Genomic DNA, 21,926 nt, shown 5'->3' on the forward strand with positions numbered 1-21,926 from the left:
AAGCGACGCCTCCTCCCCAGATCTCTGGTATTTTCCAAGCTTGATGGTTTTCTTACTGTGTTCCTTACAAAGTCTAAAAGAAATAGCCGCAAGCTGCCTGGAAGCAGCTTGCGGCCATTCCATGTTGCCACAGCGGCCAATTATTATTGTGAATCGGAATTAGCGCTTAAGCCTGGTATAGCAGCTGGCTTGGATTGAGGCTGCTTCGACCCGGTACCCAATTGCCCGAATACATTGGAGCCCCATGCAAAATAAGTATGATTAGTTCCCAGTATACCGGTCGTGTAGAACCCTGCCGAGATACGACTGGCCCGAATACCCCCATATACCGTTACGGGACTATTCTCGTGCTCAAACGCACCATTGCCTAATTGCCCGTACTGATTAGCACCCCAGGCCAGGACACTGCCGTTTTTATCTAAGGCTACACTATGCAAAGCTCCGGCAGAAATAGCTGTAACATCCTTAAGCTCTTTAACCTGCACAGGGTTCTTTCTCAGTGTATTGGTTTGATCTCCCAACTGGCCATAATCATTATTCCCCCAGGCTAATACTCGGCCACCCTCAGTAAGCACCAAGGAATGCTGATAACCGGCGGATATAGCTTTTACATCGAATAACCCTTCAACCTGTAATGGCTTGGTACGGTTAACCAATGTCCCGTCGCCCAACTGACCCTGAGCATTGGCTCCCCACGACCATACGATTCCATCCCCGGCCAGAGCCAGATTATGAGATCCTCCCGTTGATAAGCTCTTAATGCCTTGAAGTCCGGGCACCTTAGCCGGAGTAACTCTCTTCTTGTTCGTACCATCTCCAAGCTCACCGAATGTATTTGAGCCCCAGCTCCAGACTGTCCCGTCGTCCTTTAATGCCAGGCTGTGCGTCGCACCGGCAGCTACGGCTACAATCCCGCTTAAGCCAGCTACCTGTACAGGCTGTTGACGCGCTGTTGTAGTTCCATCCCCCAATTGCCCCATACGGTTATCTCCCCAAGCCCATACAGTCCCATCGTCCTGTAGCGCGATAACGTGGCTTAAAGCGGCAACGGCCACGACACGGCCCAAGCCGGGCACACGTTGTGGAGTCATATTCGACTTGCCATCGACAGCTTTCCCATCAGGGCTGCCCCATTGCCATAAGACTCCATTATCATCTAATGCCAGGCTTCGGGAAAATCCAACACTGATTTGAGGCGATACTGCCAATTTAACAACAGGTAGTATTTCGGAATATACGGAATAGGTGACTCCGGTAACTCCCTGGCCCGTAACCGGGATATTGGGCTTGATTTCAGGCATTACTCCCGTCTGGCCGTACACAACGCCAGTAATTGTAGTTTTATATACAGGGGTATCATAAACAGCATTGCTGACAGTTACCCCTGCTGCTGCAGCTATTTCAGTTGGTCCTTGACCAGGAACCGGAATGCCTGCCACTTGACTGGATGCACCATATGCATCAGCGTTGACAGCGAACACAAGCAAGCAAGCAACCAACGCCCATCTCTTAGTGGCGGCTCGTTTTATTAACAATGACATCATCTCCTATGCTGACAGTATGACTTGCTTCAATAAAGAACAAATGCCTTTGCATAGGTCAATTAAGCTTTTTGATTAATATTGCTGCACCTACTGACGGAGCTAGCGCCAAGGTCATAGTAACCGCTGAATTATTGCGTAGAGTAATTACATCTCCAGCAGCCAAACTCAATAATACGTTCCCTTCAGTCTGATCTGCATTATTAAGAATCGGAATAGTCGTACTCGTATTCACAGTTCCATTAACAGCTATGGCAATCGCCGCTCCTATTCCAGCAGTTGTGCTCGCCCAGTATTTTATTTCATAGACCCCACTTGTAGGCACAGTGATTCCAGTAGTGCCAATAGTATGGATAGTCCCTAGAAAAGGTCCATTATTGGAAAATGGTACGTCTGCTCCTCCAAAAACATCTTTATCTATTATTGTAGCAAAATTATAAGAATAACCATATGAGCTTATTCCCGTTCCTGCTGCTCCTGTAGCCCCGGTTACGCCTGCTGCTCCTGTAGCTCCAGTTACTCCTGCAAAGCCTGTGGCTCCTGTTACACCCATGCCAGTAGCTCCAGTTACTCCTGTGGCTCCAGTTACTCCCGCTGCTCCTGTAGCTCCAGTTACTCCCGCTGCTCCTGTAGCTCCCGTTACTCCCGCTGCTCCTGTAGCTCCCGTTACTCCCGCTGCTCCTGTAGCTCCCGTTACTCCCGCTGCTCCTGTCACTCCAGTCACACCCGCTGCTCCTGTCGCTCCCGTTACTCCCGCTGCTCCTGTCGCTCCCGTTACTCCCGCTGCTCCTGTCGCTCCAGTTACTCCAAATGCTCCTGTGGCTCCGGTCACGCCGGTAGCTCCCGTTACACCTGCGCCGGTTGCTCCTGTAGCTCCGGTCACGCCATCTGCTCCTGTGGCTCCGGTTACGCCAAATGCTCCGGTTGCTCCTGTCACGCCTGTGGCCCCCGTTACACCTGCGCCGGTTGCTCCTGTAGCTCCCGTTACGCCATCTGCTCCTACAGCTCCGATTGCGCCCACTGCTCCTGTAGCTCCCGTCACGCCTGTGGCTCCTGTTGCACCCACTCCTGGGCCCGTTGCACCCACTGCTCCTGTCGCCCCGGTCACTCCAACGCCGGTTGCTCCTGTAGCTCCCGTTACGCCGGTTGCTCCTGTTGCGCCCACTCCTGGGCCCGTTGCACCCATTGCTCCTGTCGCACCTGTAGCTCCTGTAGCTCCTGTAGCTCCTGTAGCTCCAGCGTCTCCCTGTGCCCCAGCCGACGCTACCAAGGTGTAACTTGCCGTATCAATGGTAGGTGTGCCAGTCGGATTTGCTGCTTTTACAATATAGGTGCTGCCATTATAAAACACGGTTTGGCCTACTGCATACCCTGGAGCCGCTGTTTCATCATAAGCTACAATTCCTCCAAGGCCAGCTCCCGTTGCCCCAGTAGGACCAACAGCTCCGTCGCTTCCTCTTGAACCTGAAGATCCAGAAGCCCCTGTATCACCCTTTTCGCCTTTTTCACCCTTTTCGCCTGGATCACCTTTATCGCCTTTGTCGCCTTTAAGACCTGGTTCTCCATTTTTAGGCGGGTCTGTTACAACTGCTGTGCCTGGAGGAGTCGGAGCTTCCGTCACTTCAACAAAATAAGCGGTAGTTCCACTGTATACGACCGTAACGTCCTGCCCTGCCTTAATGGTTGAACCCGGTCCACTTGAGCCAAATACTACAGCTTTAGGATCCAAAGTAAGCTGCTGGGTCACGCCACTTTTGTTTACAAGGCTAATGCTGCTGCTGGATAAGCTGACCACATTCCCCTTCATGATACGATCTGTTTTGTCCCCTAGAAGCATTTCCATCTTGGCCAGGATCGTGGCTACCTGGGCACGAGTAAGTGTGTCCTTCGGTTTGAAGGTATTATCAGGAAAACCATTAATAATGTTCAGCTTTACACCAGCATTTACATATCCAAGCACAGCCGGCGAAATGTTAGCATTATCTGCGAATATCGATTTGGTAGTGGATAGGGCTGTTGCATCAAATTGTTTTCCTAATGTACGGACAAGCAGCTTGGTGACCCACTCGCGCGTTGCAGTTGCTGCCCCCCATGATCCGTTAGGCGTTGCACTCTCTTCACCAGGTATAATTAAACCTTTATCGATAGCCAGCAGCACCCAATCGCGTGCCCATGCATCTGTGGTTAGTGTCAAGTTCCCGGCCTGGACTGAAGGGTTCTCAATACCCAGAAAACGGATTGCCATTGACACAGCCTCTTGATGGCTCACTGGGCTATCCGGATTAAATTTCCCGATATCATCACCTACTGTAAATCCCAAAGCGGCAACCTTCGTAATATACTTGTAAGCCCAAGAGCTTGTATCCACATCATTAAAAGACGTACCCGCGGTAGCTGCATGAGCAATACCCGTTGCAATAAGCTGAACATCCGTAATAGCACCTGCCACCAGATTGCCTGCAAGAGCTACTGTCGAAACCTGTATGACTTTGTGTTTTAAGCTTTTGTCCCTATTTTCCTTTTGTATTGCTTCATCGCTTTACGTATTGATTTTTCAACATCCTTGTGATTACTCATTTCTCATCCTCCAATATGGTTAATAGCCTCTAAATAATAATTAGTTCAAATGGGATAAAGGTTTCCCGGACCATTTAAACTGTCCTACTTTTTACAATAACTCGACCAACTTCCCAGCCGTAGCAGCGAAATATCCGTCCACTTGGTGCCTACTATTATCAGAGAAAACTCAAATCACCCTCCCCAATATGAAATCTTCCTATGCTAAACCCAAGCCTTTGAAATAGGCACGGTTCCCGACCACGCTCGGCTCATTTGGAACAAATCCAGCCGCAATTTCATTATGCCGGTATGCCAGTTCTCGCTGCCCCAGCCTGTCGTAGCAAACACAAAGCTGTAAATGTGGCACCCAAGTCCAGTTGGAATGCTGCAAAATCGCAAAGCTATCCGTAGGTTTCTTAAGCTCCGTCGCCAGCTCGTACCAAAATATGGCGTCTTCAAATTTTTCTTCTTTTATATGAAGATATCCAAGCCGACAACAGATTTCCGCACGCGGTAACGCGTACACAAACGATTGCAGTGCCTTGGCTTTCGCTTCATTTATGGACCCCAGCTCTGCTGCACAATCTGCTGCACGGCCGCAGGCTCTTATCCGGTCCTCCACCCAGCCGTCAGGACGCTGCAAGAACTGATCATATTTGTCCAACGCACGTTCCCACAGTCCGTGATCAGCAAGCTCATTCCCGTAATAGAACAGATCACGCGATGTGAACGATTCACCCGTTGCTTCGTGGTTCTCATAAATATGCAAATTGCGATCGGAGTTGCCGTGCATCCTGTCATGGGTAACATTAATATCTGCATAATGTATGTTTCCCGCTACCTGTAAATATTCGTGGACAAACCCGATCCATTGAAAACGCTTCTCACGCTTGACCAAACGATTTCTACGCAGGCTAGTCATCACATTTCCATATTCATCACGAGCGAGAATATAGTTCATGGATACGGAATCGACAGTCCATTCAAGTCCGGCAAGAAGCTCTTTAAATTTCTCAGCATCCGCAGGCAAAATCACATCATCTGCGTCCAGCCATAATATATATTCCTGTGTGGCTTGGCTGAAGGCATAATTTCGTGCTTTGGAAAAATCGTTAACCCAGACAAATTCAAATACGCGGTCTGTGTATTTTCGTGCAATCTGCTTCGTTTGGTCCTCCGAGCCCGTATCGACGATAATAATTTCATCAACCAAATCACTGACACTGGACAAACATCGATCAAGGGTTTGCTCTTCATTTTTGACAATCATACAAAGGCTTACCGTTATCTTATTCTTCCATTTAAGCAAAGCCTGTGAAATATCCAAGCCCCATTTTTGAGCTGCCTTCACTTTATTCTCATGAAGAAGCTTACCGTACCAGTAAGGATCATCCGGAAACAAATCTGGAGGCTGTTGATAGCGGACAAAACAATCCTTGGGTATATACAAACTATAACCAGCCTGCATGGCACGATAACAATAATCATCATCCTCGAATGATTCCAAGCCGAACCGTTCATCAAATCCGCCTAGTTTGTCGTATGCACTCTTACGGACAGCAAGCATTTGGCTAAGAAGCCGTGTCACTCTCTGGGTCTGGCCTGCATGCTCCGCAATGAATGCACGAGCAACAACACTTAACTGCTCGATGCTGTTGATAGGCACGGGAATCGATACATGCTGGGCTCCACTGACGCCATTACTCATGGGTCCAACCATTGCCGCATCAGGGTACTGTTTTAAACAACTAGTCAATGACTTCAACCAGCCCTTGGACAGGGTCATATGATCGCGCAGAAAAACAAGCAAATCGCCTTTGGCCTGGGCTGCTCCAAGGTTATAACCCGCAGCAACACCGATTCGTTCTTGAGAGGTAAGCGTTATAATACCCTTCTTGTCCATACTCAGCAATTTGTCAATTTCATTCGAGCCACCATCATTGATCACAATTAATTCGTAGGTTCCAGATGTAGATCGCCGAATGCTCGCAAGACATTGTTTAACCATGCTACTATGCTGAGCTAACAATATAATACTGGTCTTCATTGCAGCCTCCATATTGAAAAGTAAATGTACTGGATTAAAGCGATTTCCAACAAAACTTGACCTTGATCACTGGTTCTGGCTGAGGGACTCCCTTTTAATTTCCATGCTTTTTGTTATGTGTAATGCAAATATCAGCTTGCACTATGTTTCCTTTTACGTCCAAATATTGATTTACTGCGTCTACCCACTTATAATCTCGCTCACGCTTAACAAGACGATTCGTACGTGAGCTCGGCGTCGTATTACTGTTCTCCCCGAAGCTATAATGGTCATACATCGCTACGGAATCTGTATTCCACCCCATATGAGACAACATATATTTAAATTTATCTGCATCCGTTGGAAGAACAACTTCTTCTGCTTCCAGCCATAGTATGTATGTCTGAGTAGCCAGGCTGAAGCATAAGTTTCTTGCATTGACCAAATCAGGGGTCCCTTCATATTCCACAACAAAGCCTGTAAATCTTAATGCAATCTCTTTGGTGCGGTCTGTAGACCCTATATCGACAATAACAATTTCATCGACCCATTCACTAACACTTAACAGGCATTCCTCTAACGTTGCTTCGTTATTCTTAACGACCATACATAAGCTAACCGTAACAGGCTGTTTCCAATTTAATAGTGCTGCTGTAAGGTCAAATCCCCATTTCTCCCTTGCAACGGCTTTGTTATGTTCCATCTGTAAAAAATACCAGTTGGGTATTTCCGGAAATAAAGAGGGTGGTGCCTCATACCGGACAAAACAATCCTCAGTCACATACAAGCTGCAACCAGCTTGAAGCGCTCGATAACAAAAATCATCGTCCTCATAGCTTTCAAGTAAAAATCGTTCGTCAAATCCCTCCAGTTTACGAAAGCATTCATTATTTATAATAAAAAGATTGCTTATTATTCTGGTTACATTTTGGTACCGACCTTTTTTAATGATACTCAAACCTTTGGAGGCATTATTCAATTGGTCCATATTATCACAATCAAATGATACTCTCTGCATACCGCTGATATCATTGCTCACAGGACCTGCAATCGCATTATCACCATACTTATCCAAGCATGCATTAAGGTTAGCCAACCATCTCTCCGAAACGGCCATATGATCACGGATGAACACCAACCTGTCTCCGGTTGCTATCGCTGCGCCCTGGTTGTAGCCCTTGGCTACCCCAACATAATGTGCATTCGTAATGATCTTAATATCATTGCTCAACCCCAGCCACCGGGTAATCTCCTCAGAGGCTCCATCGTTGATTACAATTAGTTCATAAGACCCTTCCGTAAACAATCGGATTCTGGACAAACATTGCTTAAACAGTTCTTCTTGCTGAGCCAATATAATAATACTGATCTGCATAAGCTCTCCTTAATTAGTAGTCTTACTTTGTAATTCGTTAGTATTTGATTAATTATCCCGTATTTTTACATTTATAGTAACAAAATAACATATATTTGATTGTTTAATTATAACATTTATCACATATTGGCAAGGATACATTATACTAAAAATTTCATTAAATTTATTTTATAAACTACATAGCTCGACACTCTCAGCAGAAATATAACAAAAACCGGATATATATAACTCCCAAAATCCAGCGTATTTCAATTACATGTCGATAAAGAATGAATAAAACAGTATCCTGCTACATATTATACCATCCGGTTCTGAGCATATTCTGAGCATATTCTGAACACATACACAACCAAAGAGCCCTCTCCGGCTTATTCCCCTAAAGGAAAAAGCGCATTAGAAGGCTTTACAGGATTAGACAGTGTGAATCGAAAACGATAAACCGATCAAATCGTGATTTCCCCAAGCTTGATCAGCTCAACTACTGCTTGTGAACGACCTTTTACATTTAGTTTTTGCATGACATTGGATATATGATTACGCACCGTTTTCTCGCTAATAAACAGCTGCTGCGCGATATCCTTGGTTGTTTTGTCCTGCACTAACAGTTCGAAAACTTCGCGTTCACGATTGGTTAACAAAAACTTACTTTTGTGGTCGCTGCCCTTCAAAGTGTCACCCCTCCTTGCTTGGGTTTTTGTATCATTACAAGGTGTAGGGATACAGTCAAGTTAGTTTATGAAGTACAGCAATTAATGGTGCAGTGGCGCGGAAAAATGGGCTTACCGATTGCTTCCTCATTACGATCGCGGGAAGCTCACATCAATTGTATGGGCAGCTATCTCGGTTATAGGCTTTTTGCCACGTGAACAAGCATAATAAAAGAAAAAAGGACCTTCGGCGTGACATCACCGATAAGTCCTCAGTATACCTGAATCATAACCGTTACTAATAACTCATACTTCACCCATAACCTATTTCCTACAGCCCACAGCCGCTCTAACACAATCCATACTTACGGCAGCAGCGAATCAATTCTTTAGTTTAGATTCACCTTGCTTTTGCAGCTCAGTCAGCTTGGTGACCTCTCTGGTGGTAATGGCATCTACCCCCATCTGGATAAAGCTCTGCATGGCCGCCGAATCGTTAACAGTGTATACCCATACCGCAAGACCAGAAGCATGAGCAAGCTCCACGATTTCTTGACGGCATGTTGAATAATCCATATTCAAGCCATAATAAGAACGGAGCACGGCCTCCTCGCATTGCTTAGCCGCATATAACGAGTAGTTGTCACTCTCTTCGGGAGTAAATGTCTTTGGCGTGTTGAACACGACCTGAATATCATGATGACGGTTAGTAATATTCTCACTGCAGCCTGTTATATAAACTCGATCAACCATGTTGTATTCCCTCACCAGATGTATGACAGGCTCAATCGTATCCACTGTCTTAATATCCAGATTTAATTGGACATCATACTGCTTGGCAATTTGCAGAATATCCGCCAGCTTTACAATTTCATAATTTTCATACACAGAGCTGAGCTTCGTTCTGATTTCATATTGATTCAGCTGCTCATAGGTACAATCACGTAGATAAGGAGAATCATCATGAAGCAAAATGACAGTCCCGTCTCCTGCAACTCGCAAATCGACCTCTACAATATCCGCACCCGATTGAATGCCTTCCATAAAGGACTCCCTGGTATTGTCCGGCGCATTTCCGCACCCGGTATGTGCAGCAATTTTTGGAAACGATGGTTTCTTCATCTTCATTCCCTCCAACCCTTATTTATGATAAGCAAAATAGATCGGGTTCGTAAAAGCAATCATCGTGATGCAGCTATGAAAAGCTCCATGAAGCTCGGCCCGCAGCCAAATAAGCTCCTTGACCTCGACCCTGCAGGTAGCTATTGAAGCGTTCCGTGATACGTTAAGCTCGGCTATCTGCCCTTTATTGCTCATAAGCACAACTCTGAGCTCCTGGTCGGCTAGCTGCCAATGCTCTTCCCTTACGGTGAAGTCTACCTCAACCTGCACCTGTGCGGTGTCCGCAACCCCGTTCACTCTTACTTCTTCCCCAATGCCATATACAGGATCTGTTGGGCCTGGTTGAACCGTACATTGCAGCAAGGGTCCCATCGTTACGCTGATTGAACCGTTTCTGAGCGCATCGACAGCTGCCTTTTCCAAATCCGTTTGTTCTGGATTCAAAGCTCCATTGTTTGCCAAGCCCAAATAGGTAACAGCAATCGGTTCCGTTACTTTCTTCGAGGATACATGCCAATCTCGTCCACATACCCCGGATATCCGATAGCCTTGGTTTAACATGTCTGTCCACAGCTGGAAGGCTCTTTGGTTACTGTTCATAATCGAAGGGAACGTATAGGACCAGACCTCAATATAATCGATGTCCTTCCAATCCGATATTTCATATTCCCAGTAGCAGCCCGTGCATAGCGGACTTCCAACCCGATACGGATGGGCAATCCCGACGACTCCGCCTTGTCGATGGACTCTTTCAATGCCTCTATGAATATCCTTAACGCCGAGATCTCTCCAATCCACATAGTCAACGATGCCAATCGCCAGCATATGTCCGAAGAACGTGGTCCACTCCATGCCGCGTATAATTTGCAGCTCCGTTTCCGTCTGGATCTGCTCCCTCTCCAATAGAGGCGACATCGTGTTGTGATCGGTCATTGCAATTCCGAACAAACCAAGCTCCTTGGCGCTGTTCGCAAGCTCGCGCAGTGAATGCTCGCCATCACTGTGAAACGTATGGGTGTGCAGCTCATAAGGAAGCCATTGTCTCATGACGCATCCTCCCCTTCCCATACCCGCAGCTTAAAGCTGCACACTTCGGTGACGATCGCGTGTAAGCTTAGTGTAATTGACCAATTCCCTTGAATCAATAGTCCCGGCATAAGACCTGGGGAAGCCGAGCCGGCAGCTAGAAACAGATGCTGTTCTGAATCATGCCTGTGACATGCCCCTCTGAAACCGTTAGGATCGTCGACGGAAACTGTAATTAAATTTTTCAACGGAAGAAATCGGGTCCAGCTGTCCTCCATAATCGGATCGTTACCGTCATTATATTTCCGCAAGCTCTGTTCGATAATCCCCTTGGATAAAGCCTCATTGTCCAGCGTTTTGGGAGAATAGTTAAAATCTATGTTCACCTTGCGGCATGAATCGGAAACGGCAAATGAATACGTGATATGGGTCTGAGTCTGGGCAATCGCCAGTTTCTCCTCAACTTCAAGTAATAGATTCATAATTCCACCTTTGTTTGTGCTTTATTTTTGTGTTGCAAGCCAGGCTGTCGATTCTTTTTGCGCTTTTTCTAATGCGGCTTCAAGTGTCGATTTCCCAAGCAATCCTTCCTCCACTGACTCTGATAAAATATACCGAGGTTGACCGGAGCGGTACGGATACCGTGGCGCCCATAGCTTGCCCATCGATTCCAGTTCAATCATCGCATGTGGATTTTTTTGAATTTGTTCCCACTTCATGGCCGACTTCGTAACAGGGAGGAACTGGGAGCTTTGCTCATCCCACATATATTTCTGGAAGAAATCGCTCACGCTAAATTTCAGAAATTCCCAAGCCAGCTCCTTGTTTGTGCTGCTTTTGGCAATCGAATAAGGGCTGCCTGCGAACATTCCACCCATATTCTTGTCTTTATTAACAAACAATGGAGCAACACCAAATTGATCCTGCAGCCCTGCAGCATATATCGTATCAACAAAAATCGGCTGTACACGAATATGAATGGCAATATCGTTGTTGGCCGTTCCCCATTTCTCGCCGCCCTGTTTGACCAGCGCTCCTTTGGGAGCATAGGCATTCAAATCATTCAGCCACTTCAGACCCTTCAGCATCTGTGGAGAATTAAAGTTGACCTCCATGCCCTTGAATAAAAATCCTTTGCCCCAGGAACCGCCGTATGCTTCTGCTGCATTGATAACCGAATCTGCGGCGTCAGCGCCTGCATAAAACGCACCATAATTTTGCTTCCCGGTCTTTGGATTCGTGCCTGTCATTTTCTTAGCCTTCTCCAGGATTTCCTCAGGAGTCGGATTTTTGGAAAGCTCCTCTACGCCCCATTCCTTGAAAATCTTTTTGTCGTAGGCGATAACTCGGGTGTCCCCGATAAAAGGAAGTCCGTAAATTTGCAGCTCCGTATCTTTGGGACCCATGGCCTTCCAGCCTTCAACCTGATTGTTGATAAATATGCCCAGATCGAATTTGTCTTTCTCTATATAAGGCGCCAGAGGCTCCAATAAATCCTGACTGGCCAGATTGGCGATTCCCGGTACCTGAAACACATCCGCACCTTTCGAATTCAGCATCGCATCTGTTTTTTGGACGTAGCCATCCCAGCCCAGCAGTATGAATTCCACCGTAGCCCCTGGATAGAGCCGTTCAAATTCTTTTTTCAGTACCGATACGCCCTTGACTTTTTTACCCGAAATTGGATTTGTCTTGTCTTCTATGCTGAAATCCCCGATTAGCTGTACTTTCAGTGTGCCGGACCATTTCTTATCTGAAACCTTTGCTGTCGATTCATTAGCCTGAACGGGCTTCGTTTCCGCCTTGCTGCTGCAGCCTGCTAATACCTGCATCGCGAATACGGACAGCAGTACACCTGCCACCAAACCTTTTTTCGTCCTCTTGTTAACCATACATGACACCCTCTCAGGATACGTTTTTTTGTCAAACGATTGAACCCTGCATAACCATCGTCTATTTACAATTGCTTTTCCAGCTCACTCTCCTTTCAGTCCGCTTAAAGCGATGCTTCGTATGATATATTTTTGCAAAAAGAGAAACACAACAACGATCGGTACAATACTCGCTGTCGCTAGTGCCATGGTTAAACCGCCCAAACGCGTCCCGTTTTCAAACGAGAAGCTGGCGAGAAATAGCGGAATGGTCCTTAGTGCATGATCGTTAATGACGACAAGCGGCCAGAGGAAGGCGTTCCAGCTATCAAGAAAGGACAGGATGGCCAATGTCGCCGTGATCGGTCCGGTAAGCGGCAAATAGATTTGGAAAAATGTTCTTTTTTCGCTCGAACCGTCAATCTGTGCAGCCTCTCGCAAGCTGTCTGGCAGCTGGTCGAAATACTGTTTGGATAACAAAATACCAAAGCCATACAGGATCGCTGGTGCAATTAACGGAACATATGTGTTAATCAAGCCAAATTTATTGAACATCGTGAATAACGGAATCAGTCTGGTTTCCATAGGAATCATCATCGTCCCCAGCACGATCATAAACAATAATTTTTTACCGCGAAATTGACCTTTTGAGAACGCATAACCCGCCAGAAGCGAGCTGGATACACTAAGGCATACGGCACAGACGGCTACGAATCCCGAATTCAAATAGGAATAAAACAGAGTCGCATTTTCCATAACAAGCTCAAAGTTGAAAAAAGAGGGCTGCTTCGGAAAAAATGTTGGCGGAAAAGGTGGCTGCAGGTTAGCCGTGCGCTCGAGGCCGATGCTGAGCATCCATAGGAATGGAGAAATCATAATCCCGCTCAAGACAAGTAGAGACACGAAGATAACGCTTTCAATTAATGTTGGTTTTCTTGAAAAGATGCTCGATGTTTTCATGACATGTTCCTTTCAGTTATATTTTCATCTTGGTTATTCTAAGATTCAGCATCGTAAAGAACAGAATGATCGCAAACAATACGTAGGCTGCCGCCGAAGCAATGCCGTACTCGGTACCCCCGAAGCCTCTTTCATAAATAAACCCGACAATCGTATGCAGAGAGCGTGCAGGGCTGCCCTGAAGCCCACCCAGCAAATAAACGTCGGTGAACCGCTGCAGACCAGAGATCCAGCCGATTACGATAAGAAAGGAAAAGGTTCCGTACATGTTGGGAATTGTAATATATAGCCATCTTTGAATGCCGGTAGCCCCGTCTATGGCTCCTGCCTCATAAATATCCTCCGAGATCGCCTGCAAATTTGCGAGGAATATGATAACCACAAAGCCTAACCAGTGCCACGAACCGAGTAATATAGCCCCCCACCGCGCACTGGTTGGTTCAGCCAGCCACACAGAGGTAGGAAGTCCCAGCATCGAGAGAAAATAATTCAATAGTCCAAATTCAGGATGCAGCACGAACAAGAACAGCATGGAGGCCGCTACAACGGATGTGATGTAGGGAATGAACAGCAGAATCTTAAACAAGTTCTTTCCCCATTTAAGCTCTGTGATCAGCGAGGCGAGTATGAATCCAAAGGGGATCGTCAAAAGTAATTGAAAAAATCCCATATAAAAGGTGTTGTATACCGCTTTCCAGAACACATTGGACGATAATACGGTTGTATAATTTTCTGATCCCGCCCATGTTTCTATCGCCCCTCTGGACACATAAAGACTTAGTCGAAAAGATTCAAAAACGGGGTATACCATAAATAACAAAATTCCAAGAAAGGTAGGGAGCAGAAACAAATACCAAATCATTGAACTGTTTTTATGCCGATACGTTTGACTTCGCATAATGACTTATCTCCTTTTTATCATATAAAGCTTCCTTCGGTTTACTATTGCGTCCTGCTGCTAACCGGACCTGTCGTCCCGCGTACGATAAGCTTCGGCTCATACTCCACCTTCATTGGATTCAACTCTAATTTTTGTATCAATCGGTTCAACATGAAAACCGCATCTTGACCCATCTTCTCTTTCTCCGTATGGACTGTAGTCAAGGGTGGATTGGAAAGATTGGCAAAATCAATATTGTCGGATCCGATGATAGATACGTCCTGCGGTATCGACAAGCCTTTCTCGACCATTACGCGCATAGCACCCAAAGCCAGCATATCGTTCGTAGCGAAGATTGCAGTAGGGAAACCGTTATTAGTTTCATGGGAACGTTCCCATAGAGATAAACAACCAACGTAGCCATCATTAAATAAGGATGTAGGCGAAAAATACATATGTTCCTCGTGAATTTCACAGCCCAACTCAACCAAACGTTGATAAAAACCTTCATATCTAAGATGATGACTCCTGTGCTCCTGTGGCCCGGCAATAACGCCAATCTGTCTATGGCCTAATTTGTATAGATGATCCGCAGCAAGCCTTCCGCCTTTTCGATCATCATTGACGATTTGAATCACTTGATTGTTTTCGGCGGTACCATTGACCATCAGATAAGGAATATCGAAGCTGTCTATGTATCCGATCATTTCCTGGCTCAGACGGCTGACTAACACAAGTCCGTCAACTCTCTTCTCCAGCATGTAATCAGCAGAACGGAGCGACATCTCTTTATCCGTCGAGACGAATACCGAATAGTTCAAGCTTTCCGCGGCTGCCAGTATAGCATCGAGTATTTTACCATAGATCGGGTGCGATACAATCGGGAAATCCTTTCGATAAATAATGACGCCGATATTGAACGTTCGATGCGATACCATTGCCCTGGCCACTGCATTCGGTTTGTACTTCAATTCCTGTATGGCGTTCATGACTTTCTCCCGGGTTTCGGGACTCGTATAGCCTTTACCTGAAATAACGCGTGAAACGGTAGATTTGGACACGTTGGCGATTTGGGCAACATCAATGATTGTATAGCTCACTCGCTCACCTCCTGATTATGTATTGGTTGGGATCCTTATCTCTTGTTAATCCGGAGCTTGAGATCAGATTATAGAAAGCGCTTTCCAATCGACACTAAAAAAATTCCAATCCTTATCCAATCCATTTAAACAAACTGAGGGTTAAGCGCTTACCTGTTGAGAATAATTATACCGTACACATGATCTTTTGGCAACTTTTTTGTTGTTAACATTTTCCTGTGAAGTTACTGCCCTTCTCCGTCCTGCCTCGTGTCCGGTTTCTATTCCTTACGAGGTGGTAGGAACTGTCAGGGTAAGTTGTATGAAGGGCAGCAAGTCACCTGTGCATTATTTGTCATTTTAGTAAATAGGAAATTCAGCTTTCTCCAAGCAGCAGCTTGCCTTTTTGCTTCCACTGTTCAATATAAGGCTCATTCACTGCCCACTGCAGCATGATGATCGACTCTTCTGGGGCTAGCTTAATTTTCAACAGAGGTGTTGGAATTAATCTGCCATCAAACGGAAATACGACAATGTTATCGTTCGACACCACACCTACGATTTCTCTATTAGGTGAAGAGAATGCATCCTTGGCGGTTGGCTGCAGCTTGCGGATTTCATCCCAGCTCAGCGGGAGCACGTCGTAGCTAACAACAGACTGCGGAAGCTTGTACGGAAGCGCCTTCAGCTGATATCCATAACTACTATCTGCTGCACGTTCACTATATGAAGCGATCTGTGGAATCCATTCGCCGTTCTTACGGGCAATCGTCCAGCTTTCTCCATTATCATCCACAGGTTCAGCAGAAGAAAGACGCGAGCCCGGGTTCTGTGGGACTTTGGTATTGAGTGATTTCAATGATGGCTGTATCGACTCCCCATACAATCGCTTCAAGGTCGTGTGCGGATCTTGCACAGGACGTGCAATGCCCGTACTATTTATTGAGGAGGAAGCTAATTCCTCCACTTCTTTAACCCACGCATATTCATAGACAGAAGGTTTATTCTGATCCAGCTGACGGATGGTTTGCGACAACGCTACATAACGATTGCCTACAAATTGAAGCTTCTCCGCCACTTTCAGCGACTTGTTATTATAAGAGGAGGGATGCGATAAGGCCATCGCCCCGTCAGCAGCCACGACCCGAAGTATTTGCGATTCCTCATTAACGCTCAGCGGGCTGACGGGTGCAATTCTCATAAACCCCGTCCTGTAGGGCATTAATATTCCATCTCCCTCAGCGGCAGTCCTCAGCTCCCCGGCTTCCGGCGCAAGCAGCAGCGTACGATAAGTGCTGTGGGCAGGACTGCTCCCTGCTGCGGGATGATCCTCGCGAAGACCAATCAGAACCGCTGACCGGACTTCATGCTCAGCCTGATCCTTGAAATACGGCTGCGCCGCTTCTGCTTCAAAGGCCGTCATCTCGTTCTTATGTACAACAATTTCATCGTGCCCGACAGACGGCACCCCATCCACCGTAAATAAAATAGAAGCCGCAATAAGCACCGAACTTACGCATCCGAATACGAGCATCGATTTTTTCGTGTTGCCACTCTTGTGCTCCAAGCGATCCTCAATACGCTTTTGCAACTTATCGGAGAACCCGTTCCTGATGAGCGGTCCGTTAGCCAAGCTTTTTTTCAACTCGTCATCAATCGGATTCATGGCTCTAAAGTCTCCTTTAACTTGGATATTTTATTGCGGGCATGAAACAATCTTGACTTTACCGTTCCTTCGCTTACCCCGAGCATGTGTGCCATTTCCTTCATCGAAAGCTGATAGTGGGCAAACAGGATCAGCACTTCACGGTACTTGACAGGCAATTTAAGCACCAGCTTCCACATATCGCTGGTCGCCAGCTTGTCGATAACTATCTGTTCCGTAGAGGGCTGTTCCCCCTTTGATGGAATAAATTCCATTAAGGTTACCCTGCGATAAAAGGCTGATCGTCTGAAATCCAAAGTCATATTGCGGGTAATCGTGAGTATCCAGGTTTTCACCGATGCCTCACTGCGAAATGTACACAAATTACGATATACCTTAATAAATACTTCCTGTGTAATATCGTCTGCCTGGTCCCATTGCCGGGTCATACTGAACGCATAGTTCCATACATCTTTGCCATATGCCGTCATCAGTTCTTCCAAAATCTCTTTTTTATCCGAGCTTTCGGACAAATATCTTAAGTATTCGAAATTCATTTTGGAATCCACTACTGCCACCTCAATTATTAGACGATCCGCTCTCACCGTTCAATTCCCAGTGAAGCTTCCCGACGTCCACTCTTATTATCAGTTTACAGTTTTGTGGGCAATTGGAAAAGGATTTCTTCAACGAGCCTCGTTCAGCTGTGGTACTGTAACCAGCTGGTAGCCATCCAGCTTCAATTGGGCGATCATCTCGGGAAGTGCTTCAACTGTATTATCCAAATTACCGTTTTTGCCGCCGAAGCTGTGCAATAACACGATCGCACCTGGCTTCGTATGCGATTTTACATTTTGCAAAATAAGGGCTGGGGTCGTTCCTGCCCAATCCTTGGGATCGATACTCCAGCCAACTAAAGGCCGGTTGGATTGTGCCAGCAGCTTCTTAAGCTTGTCCGATACGGCACCATAGGGCGCTCTCACCATCGTCGATTGGACCCCGATAGTCTTTTCGATCAACACATCCGTATCTTTGATTTCCTGCTGAATACGATCCAGAGAAAGCTTGGATAAATCTGCATGATCCCAGGAGTGATTGCCAATGGCATGTCCTTCTTCGTGAATTCGTTTTAAGATGTGCGGATATTTGGCAGTTTGAATGCCTACTACAAAAAAGGTCGCTTTGACCTGATTCTCCTTCAAAATATCCAGAATTCGCGGCGTATACAGCTCGTCAGGTCCGTCGTCAAAAGTAAGTGCTATCCGTTTGGAAGTGACAGGAGCCGTCTTGGGGGCTGCTGCCGGGACAGGCTCTGGTTTGATTTCTGACTGCGGCTTTTGCTGGGTGTCAGGAAGCGGATTCTTCGATTCTGTCCGTAATGGCTGATCACTGGCTGGTAATGTCGCTTGACTAACAAGTGGTGTTGGTTGTTGAACTGTGATAACTGCCGGCTGTTCACTAGCCGTTTTCGGTTGATCGTAGGATGATGACGACTGCGGCCCCTTCATATGAGCTTCGGACGCTTCTTCCACCTGATTCACTTTGTTCTTCTCAGGCATCGGCAGCACACTGCCGGTTACGGTAAAATTAATAAGAGCCATACTGACCATACTGCAAAAAGTAATGCCGACAATCCACAGCTGCTTGCGTTCCTTAAAAAGCGACACTGCCATTTTACTAAACCTTCCTTCAACCGTTTACCGGCCATAATGAGATCCCTACATATGACGAATGAACTCGAAAAAAAGTTTATATTTTCTGTTATAAATAATAAATTTGTCACAAAAAAGCGAACCCTGAGCCAAAGTGGCTGCAAGGATCGCTTTTCATACATATTTGGATCATATTAACCATAGCAGCGGCTGGCGAATGGCAATATTTCGGCGAATCTCCATGTCGGTCGGGTCAGGATCAAGACGGTCCCACAGCTGAATATATGTGGGCTCATGAAGCGCTAGGCCGGCGAACAAGAGTGAAGAAACTTTGGCTGGCCAGCCTTCAAAATGCTCAACATCCGGTGGATAAGGCCAGGATGCTTTGTCATTCAGATACGGATATAAGTAGGAAAAGCCTTTGCTGATTCCACGTCCGTCAGAAAGCTTGAAGTCCCACAGGTTATCCTCAGATGTCGAAAGAATGTGGCACAGGGTAACGAGGTTATCCAGCACAAAAATCGCATATCCATACGGCTTCGTCCTGGCCAATTCGCGTGGAAAGCTACCATCTGACGCCATTTGATCGGGAAGCAGCGTTTCCTTGAAGCTTTGTCTGCAAAAGCTCAGCACTTCTTCATTGTGGGTAAACCATGCGAAAGCTGCCGCCTGTACAAACCAGCACACCGCGTGGTTATTATCTGCATTCATTTCCTGAATGCCGTTCTCATGTGTGGTCATCCAGGTCAAATAATCCGCGAACCATTGTTTCAGTCCCTCGTAGATGGAATCCGTCATTGCAGGTGAAGCTTTCAAAGCTTCGATCGCAGGCGGAATGTCGATAATATGCAAGGTATCGATAATCCCGACACCCCGACCCGAACAAATTCCGGGAATTGCCTGTGCATACAAGAGATGCGGGTTCATCCGGGTGGCTTCATCGAGAAAAAATTCCTTCAACAATTGAACAGCCTTCATTGCATATGCCTCGTTGCCCGTCACCACGTAGGCGGCAGTCAAATTGGCAGTATGGGTTCTCATTTGGCGCAGGAACAACCGATGCTTATCAAAATTATCCGGGTTGCTCTCTCCGTCAAGGCGTATGTAAGGGAGGCCATTTGCAGTCTCGGGGTTTGGCCACCAATAGTCGCCATTCGAATAATAATCATGAATGCTGCCCTCACTCTTTTCGGCAACAGCAGCTGTAAGATGAATAGGGTCAGCCTGTAAGGATTGATCAGCATGCCGCGTGATCCACGTAAGATCAAACAGAGATAGTCTCTCACTGCGTGCAGCGGTCGAAAGGTTTAACTTATTTATCATCATATATTTGATCACTCCCTGGTTGTTCAATTAGAGGCCTCAGCCTAGTGCCCATCCGATTAAGCGCTATTGCGATGATGTTTCACAATCGATCATTACATGAATCGTATCGCCCTTATGCTCATTGCGCAGCTTGAAAGCTTCCGCTATATGTTCCAGCTTCACGACATGCGTGATCATTTCCTCCGTGTTCACCAATCCATCGAGCACCAATTGAAGCCCTCTGTCAAAATAATTCCGGTTATCGATATCCCGCTTGGGCTCAGTCGAAAGGATGTCCAGCCGCTTCTTGTGAACCTTGAAAAAATCGACCGGCTTGTGGCACGTTCCGATACAGCCATACATCACGATACGTCCGTTCTGACCTGCTGCGTTAATGGCGTCCACCATGCCATCTCCCTCCAGCAGGCAAGGAATCACAACATCAAAGCCATCAGGGAAATCCTTGCCGACAATATCCATCGTATTCGTATCCGGTGTAGGAATTCGGTATGTGTGAGTTGCTCCATATTTGCGCGCCAGTGCCAGCTTTTCATCAAACAGATCGGTTACGACCAAATTACGAGGACTGTATAAGCTGATGATTTGAGTCATCACCAGGCCGCTGACGCCTTGACCTGTAATCAATACGTTTTTATGCGGGGATATATCCCCAAGCTCAGCTGCGTGAATAATGCCCGGCAGCACTTCAATCAACGAGCCTTCGATTAAAGGCAGCTCTTTGGGCAGCGACTTTACTGAAAATGGCGTGCAGCATACATATTCTGCAAACGCACCCCAAATATAGCGCAGCGCTACATGGTCACCAACCTTGAGACCGATTACATTTGGGCCTACCTTATCAATTACGCCTGCAACCTCATGCCCAAGACGAGTCGGATACGATATAAATTCAGGCTCACGGGCTCCGCGGAACACCTCCACATCGCTGCCGCAAATCCCGACCCACTTCACTTTAACCCTGACCTCTCCCTCTGCGGGCTCGGGGATCAACGCTCGCTTCAGCGTAATATTTCCAATTTCTTCCACGACCGCACACAGCTGTGTACCCTCGCCTTCATAATCAACCAGCTTCATCGGTGGAACTGTCATTTTTCTAACCATCTGCCCATTCTCCTTTTGTCTTCAAATTCACCTCTACTTCTCTTACAAATTATAAAGCAGTCCATCCGCATCGAATATGGCAAATCCTCAGCAGTTTTATAACAATCCTCACTTTTGTCGAGGATATACGGGGTTACGCATCCTTCATGGACGAGAGCAAAAAACCTTCCGTCTGCAGACAGAAGGGTCGCTTATGCATGTTCAACTCGCCAAATATTTTCAAAATTTTGCTCCAGAATGATATCCTTACCTACCTCATCTAATAAAGATCTGCGGTATTGGGATGGTGAAAGCCCTACGCGTTGTTTAATCATTTTACTGAAATAAGGCAATGACCAGCCTACCCGCTCGGCGATTTCCGATATCGGCAGCGCAGTAAATTCCAAATATTCCGTAGCTTTCTGCAAACGAATTTCCTGTAAATATTGGATCGGGGTGAGACCTGTTTTTGCATTGAAAATCCGTATCAAATAATTAGGATTATAGCCAAAACGCCGTGATAGCTGATCAAGCGTTATTTTCTCCGCAAGGTTAGACCTTAAATAAGCAGCTATCGGTTCATCATCGTCTATATTGGCCAGCACTGTAGAATCTGGAGGCTGCGCCGCAGCATTCCCCAATAATAATGAAACTAATGTGCTCTTAAAGCCCGCTTCGATCCGCAGCGGCAGAACCGAATCCGGATATTTGAGCCGTTGCAGCGACAGTTTGTACCATTGTTTAATCTCTGACAAATGGGTCCCCTGGCATAAGCAGGAGGCTTGTACGCTCATGAAGGCTTGTTGAATAGCACGGTCCAGCAGTCTGAATTTAAAATCGAGAGTAACCGTTTCATCCATGAATTGAAAGCTGTGCGAAACACCCCGCTTGAACAAAAAGGCCGAGCCCTCCTGGATCGCGCTGCTTTCAGCACCTGATTGAACAACACCCGCTCCCGAAAGCACAATAAACAACTGTTCAAAATCCGTATGCTGATGAGCGTCAACCCGGCTGCCCTCGGCATAATCAATTCTTGCCGTCCAAAGCAACTGCAGCTGTGTATCTCTTAAACTAATCATTTTGTGCGCTCCTCCTGTAGGTATCGAAGTTCAATGGGGGATCGCAATGACCAATCCT

At 46.5% G+C, this 21,926-nt stretch carries 18 protein-coding genes; all 18 read right to left on the reverse strand.

The annotated features are described in order from the left end of the window. Positions 1-143: 143 nt before the first annotated feature. Positions 144-1,535 (reverse strand): RCC1 domain-containing protein, encoded by a 1,392-nt coding sequence (locus LRL21_RS03940; RefSeq protein WP_240414453.1) that lies wholly within the window; start codon positions 1,533-1,535, stop codon positions 144-146. A 64-nt stretch (positions 1,536-1,599) separates the two neighbouring features. Beyond that, positions 1,600-3,990 carry an S-layer homology domain-containing protein gene (locus LRL21_RS45530; RefSeq protein WP_338044572.1) on the reverse strand — a complete coding sequence of 797 codons (2,391 nt, stop codon included), beginning with the start codon at positions 3,988-3,990 and terminating at the stop codon, positions 1,600-1,602. Positions 3,991-4,317: 327 nt separating this feature from the next. Further along, on the reverse strand, positions 4,318-6,147 hold the full coding sequence (locus LRL21_RS03960) for a glycosyltransferase (RefSeq protein ID WP_240414454.1): 1,830 nt from the start codon (positions 6,145-6,147) through the stop codon (positions 4,318-4,320). A gap of 94 nt (positions 6,148-6,241) precedes the next feature. Further along, positions 6,242-7,501, reverse strand: coding sequence for a glycosyltransferase family 2 protein (locus LRL21_RS03965; RefSeq protein WP_240414455.1), 1,260 nt, complete (start codon positions 7,499-7,501; stop codon positions 6,242-6,244). A 443-nt stretch (positions 7,502-7,944) separates the two neighbouring features. Beyond that, positions 7,945-8,169 (reverse strand): helix-turn-helix domain-containing protein, encoded by a 225-nt coding sequence (locus LRL21_RS03970; protein ID WP_076236846.1) that lies wholly within the window; start codon positions 8,167-8,169, stop codon positions 7,945-7,947. A gap of 360 nt (positions 8,170-8,529) precedes the next feature. Next, complete coding sequence (locus tag LRL21_RS03975; protein WP_240414456.1) at positions 8,530-9,270, reverse strand: glycerophosphodiester phosphodiesterase; 741 nt, start codon at positions 9,268-9,270, stop codon at positions 8,530-8,532. A gap of 18 nt (positions 9,271-9,288) precedes the next feature. Beyond that, a complete protein-coding gene (locus tag LRL21_RS03980; protein ID WP_240414457.1) occupies positions 9,289-10,317 on the reverse strand; it encodes a CehA/McbA family metallohydrolase in 1,029 nt (342 codons plus the stop codon). After that, positions 10,314-10,778, reverse strand: a complete 465-nt coding sequence (locus LRL21_RS03985; RefSeq protein ID WP_240414458.1) for a hypothetical protein — start codon at positions 10,776-10,778, stop codon at positions 10,314-10,316. Before LRL21_RS03985 ends, LRL21_RS03980 begins: the two co-directional genes overlap by 4 nt. 21 nt (positions 10,779-10,799) lie before the next feature. Beyond that, entirely contained in the window at positions 10,800-12,188 is a 1,389-nt protein-coding gene (locus LRL21_RS03990; protein ID WP_240414459.1) for an extracellular solute-binding protein, read from the reverse strand. 84 nt (positions 12,189-12,272) lie between these two features. Then, positions 12,273-13,127, reverse strand: coding sequence for a carbohydrate ABC transporter permease (locus LRL21_RS03995; RefSeq protein WP_240414460.1), 855 nt, complete (start codon positions 13,125-13,127; stop codon positions 12,273-12,275). Positions 13,128-13,143: 16 nt separating this feature from the next. Next, the gene (locus LRL21_RS04000) at positions 13,144-14,025 is read right to left on the reverse strand and encodes a carbohydrate ABC transporter permease (RefSeq protein ID WP_240414461.1); all 882 of its coding nucleotides are present in this window, start codon (positions 14,023-14,025) and stop codon (positions 13,144-13,146) included. Positions 14,026-14,069: 44 nt separating this feature from the next. Further along, complete coding sequence (locus LRL21_RS04005; protein ID WP_240414462.1) at positions 14,070-15,107, reverse strand: LacI family DNA-binding transcriptional regulator; 1,038 nt, start codon at positions 15,105-15,107, stop codon at positions 14,070-14,072. 355 nt (positions 15,108-15,462) lie between these two features. Next, on the reverse strand, positions 15,463-16,752 hold the full coding sequence (locus tag LRL21_RS04010) for a hypothetical protein (protein ID WP_240414463.1): 1,290 nt from the start codon (positions 16,750-16,752) through the stop codon (positions 15,463-15,465). Further along, entirely contained in the window at positions 16,749-17,288 is a 540-nt protein-coding gene (locus LRL21_RS04015; RefSeq protein ID WP_275900600.1) for an RNA polymerase sigma factor, read from the reverse strand. The genes LRL21_RS04010 and LRL21_RS04015 overlap by 4 nt, the downstream gene beginning before the upstream one ends. 129 nt (positions 17,289-17,417) lie before the next feature. After that, positions 17,418-18,404 carry a polysaccharide deacetylase family protein gene (locus LRL21_RS04020; RefSeq protein ID WP_240414464.1) on the reverse strand — a complete coding sequence of 329 codons (987 nt, stop codon included), beginning with the start codon at positions 18,402-18,404 and terminating at the stop codon, positions 17,418-17,420. Between the two features lie 168 nt (positions 18,405-18,572). After that, positions 18,573-19,709, reverse strand: a complete 1,137-nt coding sequence (locus LRL21_RS04025; RefSeq protein WP_240414465.1) for an alginate lyase family protein — start codon at positions 19,707-19,709, stop codon at positions 18,573-18,575. Between the two features lie 63 nt (positions 19,710-19,772). Next, entirely contained in the window at positions 19,773-20,810 is a 1,038-nt protein-coding gene (locus tag LRL21_RS04030; RefSeq protein WP_240414466.1) for a zinc-dependent alcohol dehydrogenase, read from the reverse strand. Positions 20,811-21,001: 191 nt separating this feature from the next. Further along, positions 21,002-21,868: an AraC family transcriptional regulator gene (locus LRL21_RS04035; RefSeq protein ID WP_240414467.1), complete on the reverse strand. Its 867-nt coding sequence runs from the start codon at positions 21,866-21,868 to the stop codon at positions 21,002-21,004. Positions 21,869-21,926 lie beyond the last annotated feature (58 nt).

Origin of the sequence: Paenibacillus periandrae (assembly GCF_022458865.1) — a bacterium.
Taxonomy (GTDB): domain Bacteria; phylum Bacillota; class Bacilli; order Paenibacillales; family NBRC-103111; genus Paenibacillus_S; species Paenibacillus_S periandrae.

Coding starts and splice junctions, on each gene's coding strand:
- LRL21_RS03960 (WP_240414454.1), bottom strand. CDS start 6,147: ATGAAGACCAGTATTATATTGTTAGCTCAGCATAGTAGCATGGTTAAA.
- LRL21_RS03965 (WP_240414455.1), bottom strand. CDS start 7,501: ATGCAGATCAGTATTATTATATTGGCTCAGCAAGAAGAACTGTTTAAG.
- LRL21_RS03975 (WP_240414456.1), bottom strand. CDS start 9,270: ATGAAGAAACCATCGTTTCCAAAAATTGCTGCACATACCGGGTGCGGA.
- LRL21_RS03980 (WP_240414457.1), bottom strand. CDS start 10,317: ATGAGACAATGGCTTCCTTATGAGCTGCACACCCATACGTTTCACAGT.
- LRL21_RS03985 (WP_240414458.1), bottom strand. CDS start 10,778: ATGAATCTATTACTTGAAGTTGAGGAGAAACTGGCGATTGCCCAGACT.
- LRL21_RS03990 (WP_240414459.1), bottom strand. CDS start 12,188: ATGGTTAACAAGAGGACGAAAAAAGGTTTGGTGGCAGGTGTACTGCTG.
- LRL21_RS03995 (WP_240414460.1), bottom strand. CDS start 13,127: ATGAAAACATCGAGCATCTTTTCAAGAAAACCAACATTAATTGAAAGC.
- LRL21_RS04000 (WP_240414461.1), bottom strand. CDS start 14,025: ATGCGAAGTCAAACGTATCGGCATAAAAACAGTTCAATGATTTGGTAT.
- LRL21_RS04010 (WP_240414463.1), bottom strand. CDS start 16,752: ATGAATCCGATTGATGACGAGTTGAAAAAAAGCTTGGCTAACGGACCG.
- LRL21_RS04015 (WP_275900600.1), bottom strand. CDS start 17,288: ATGAATTTCGAATACTTAAGATATTTGTCCGAAAGCTCGGATAAAAAA.
- LRL21_RS04020 (WP_240414464.1), bottom strand. CDS start 18,404: ATGGCAGTGTCGCTTTTTAAGGAACGCAAGCAGCTGTGGATTGTCGGC.
- LRL21_RS04025 (WP_240414465.1), bottom strand. CDS start 19,709: ATGATGATAAATAAGTTAAACCTTTCGACCGCTGCACGCAGTGAGAGA.
- LRL21_RS04030 (WP_240414466.1), bottom strand. CDS start 20,810: ATGGTTAGAAAAATGACAGTTCCACCGATGAAGCTGGTTGATTATGAA.
- LRL21_RS04035 (WP_240414467.1), bottom strand. CDS start 21,868: ATGATTAGTTTAAGAGATACACAGCTGCAGTTGCTTTGGACGGCAAGA.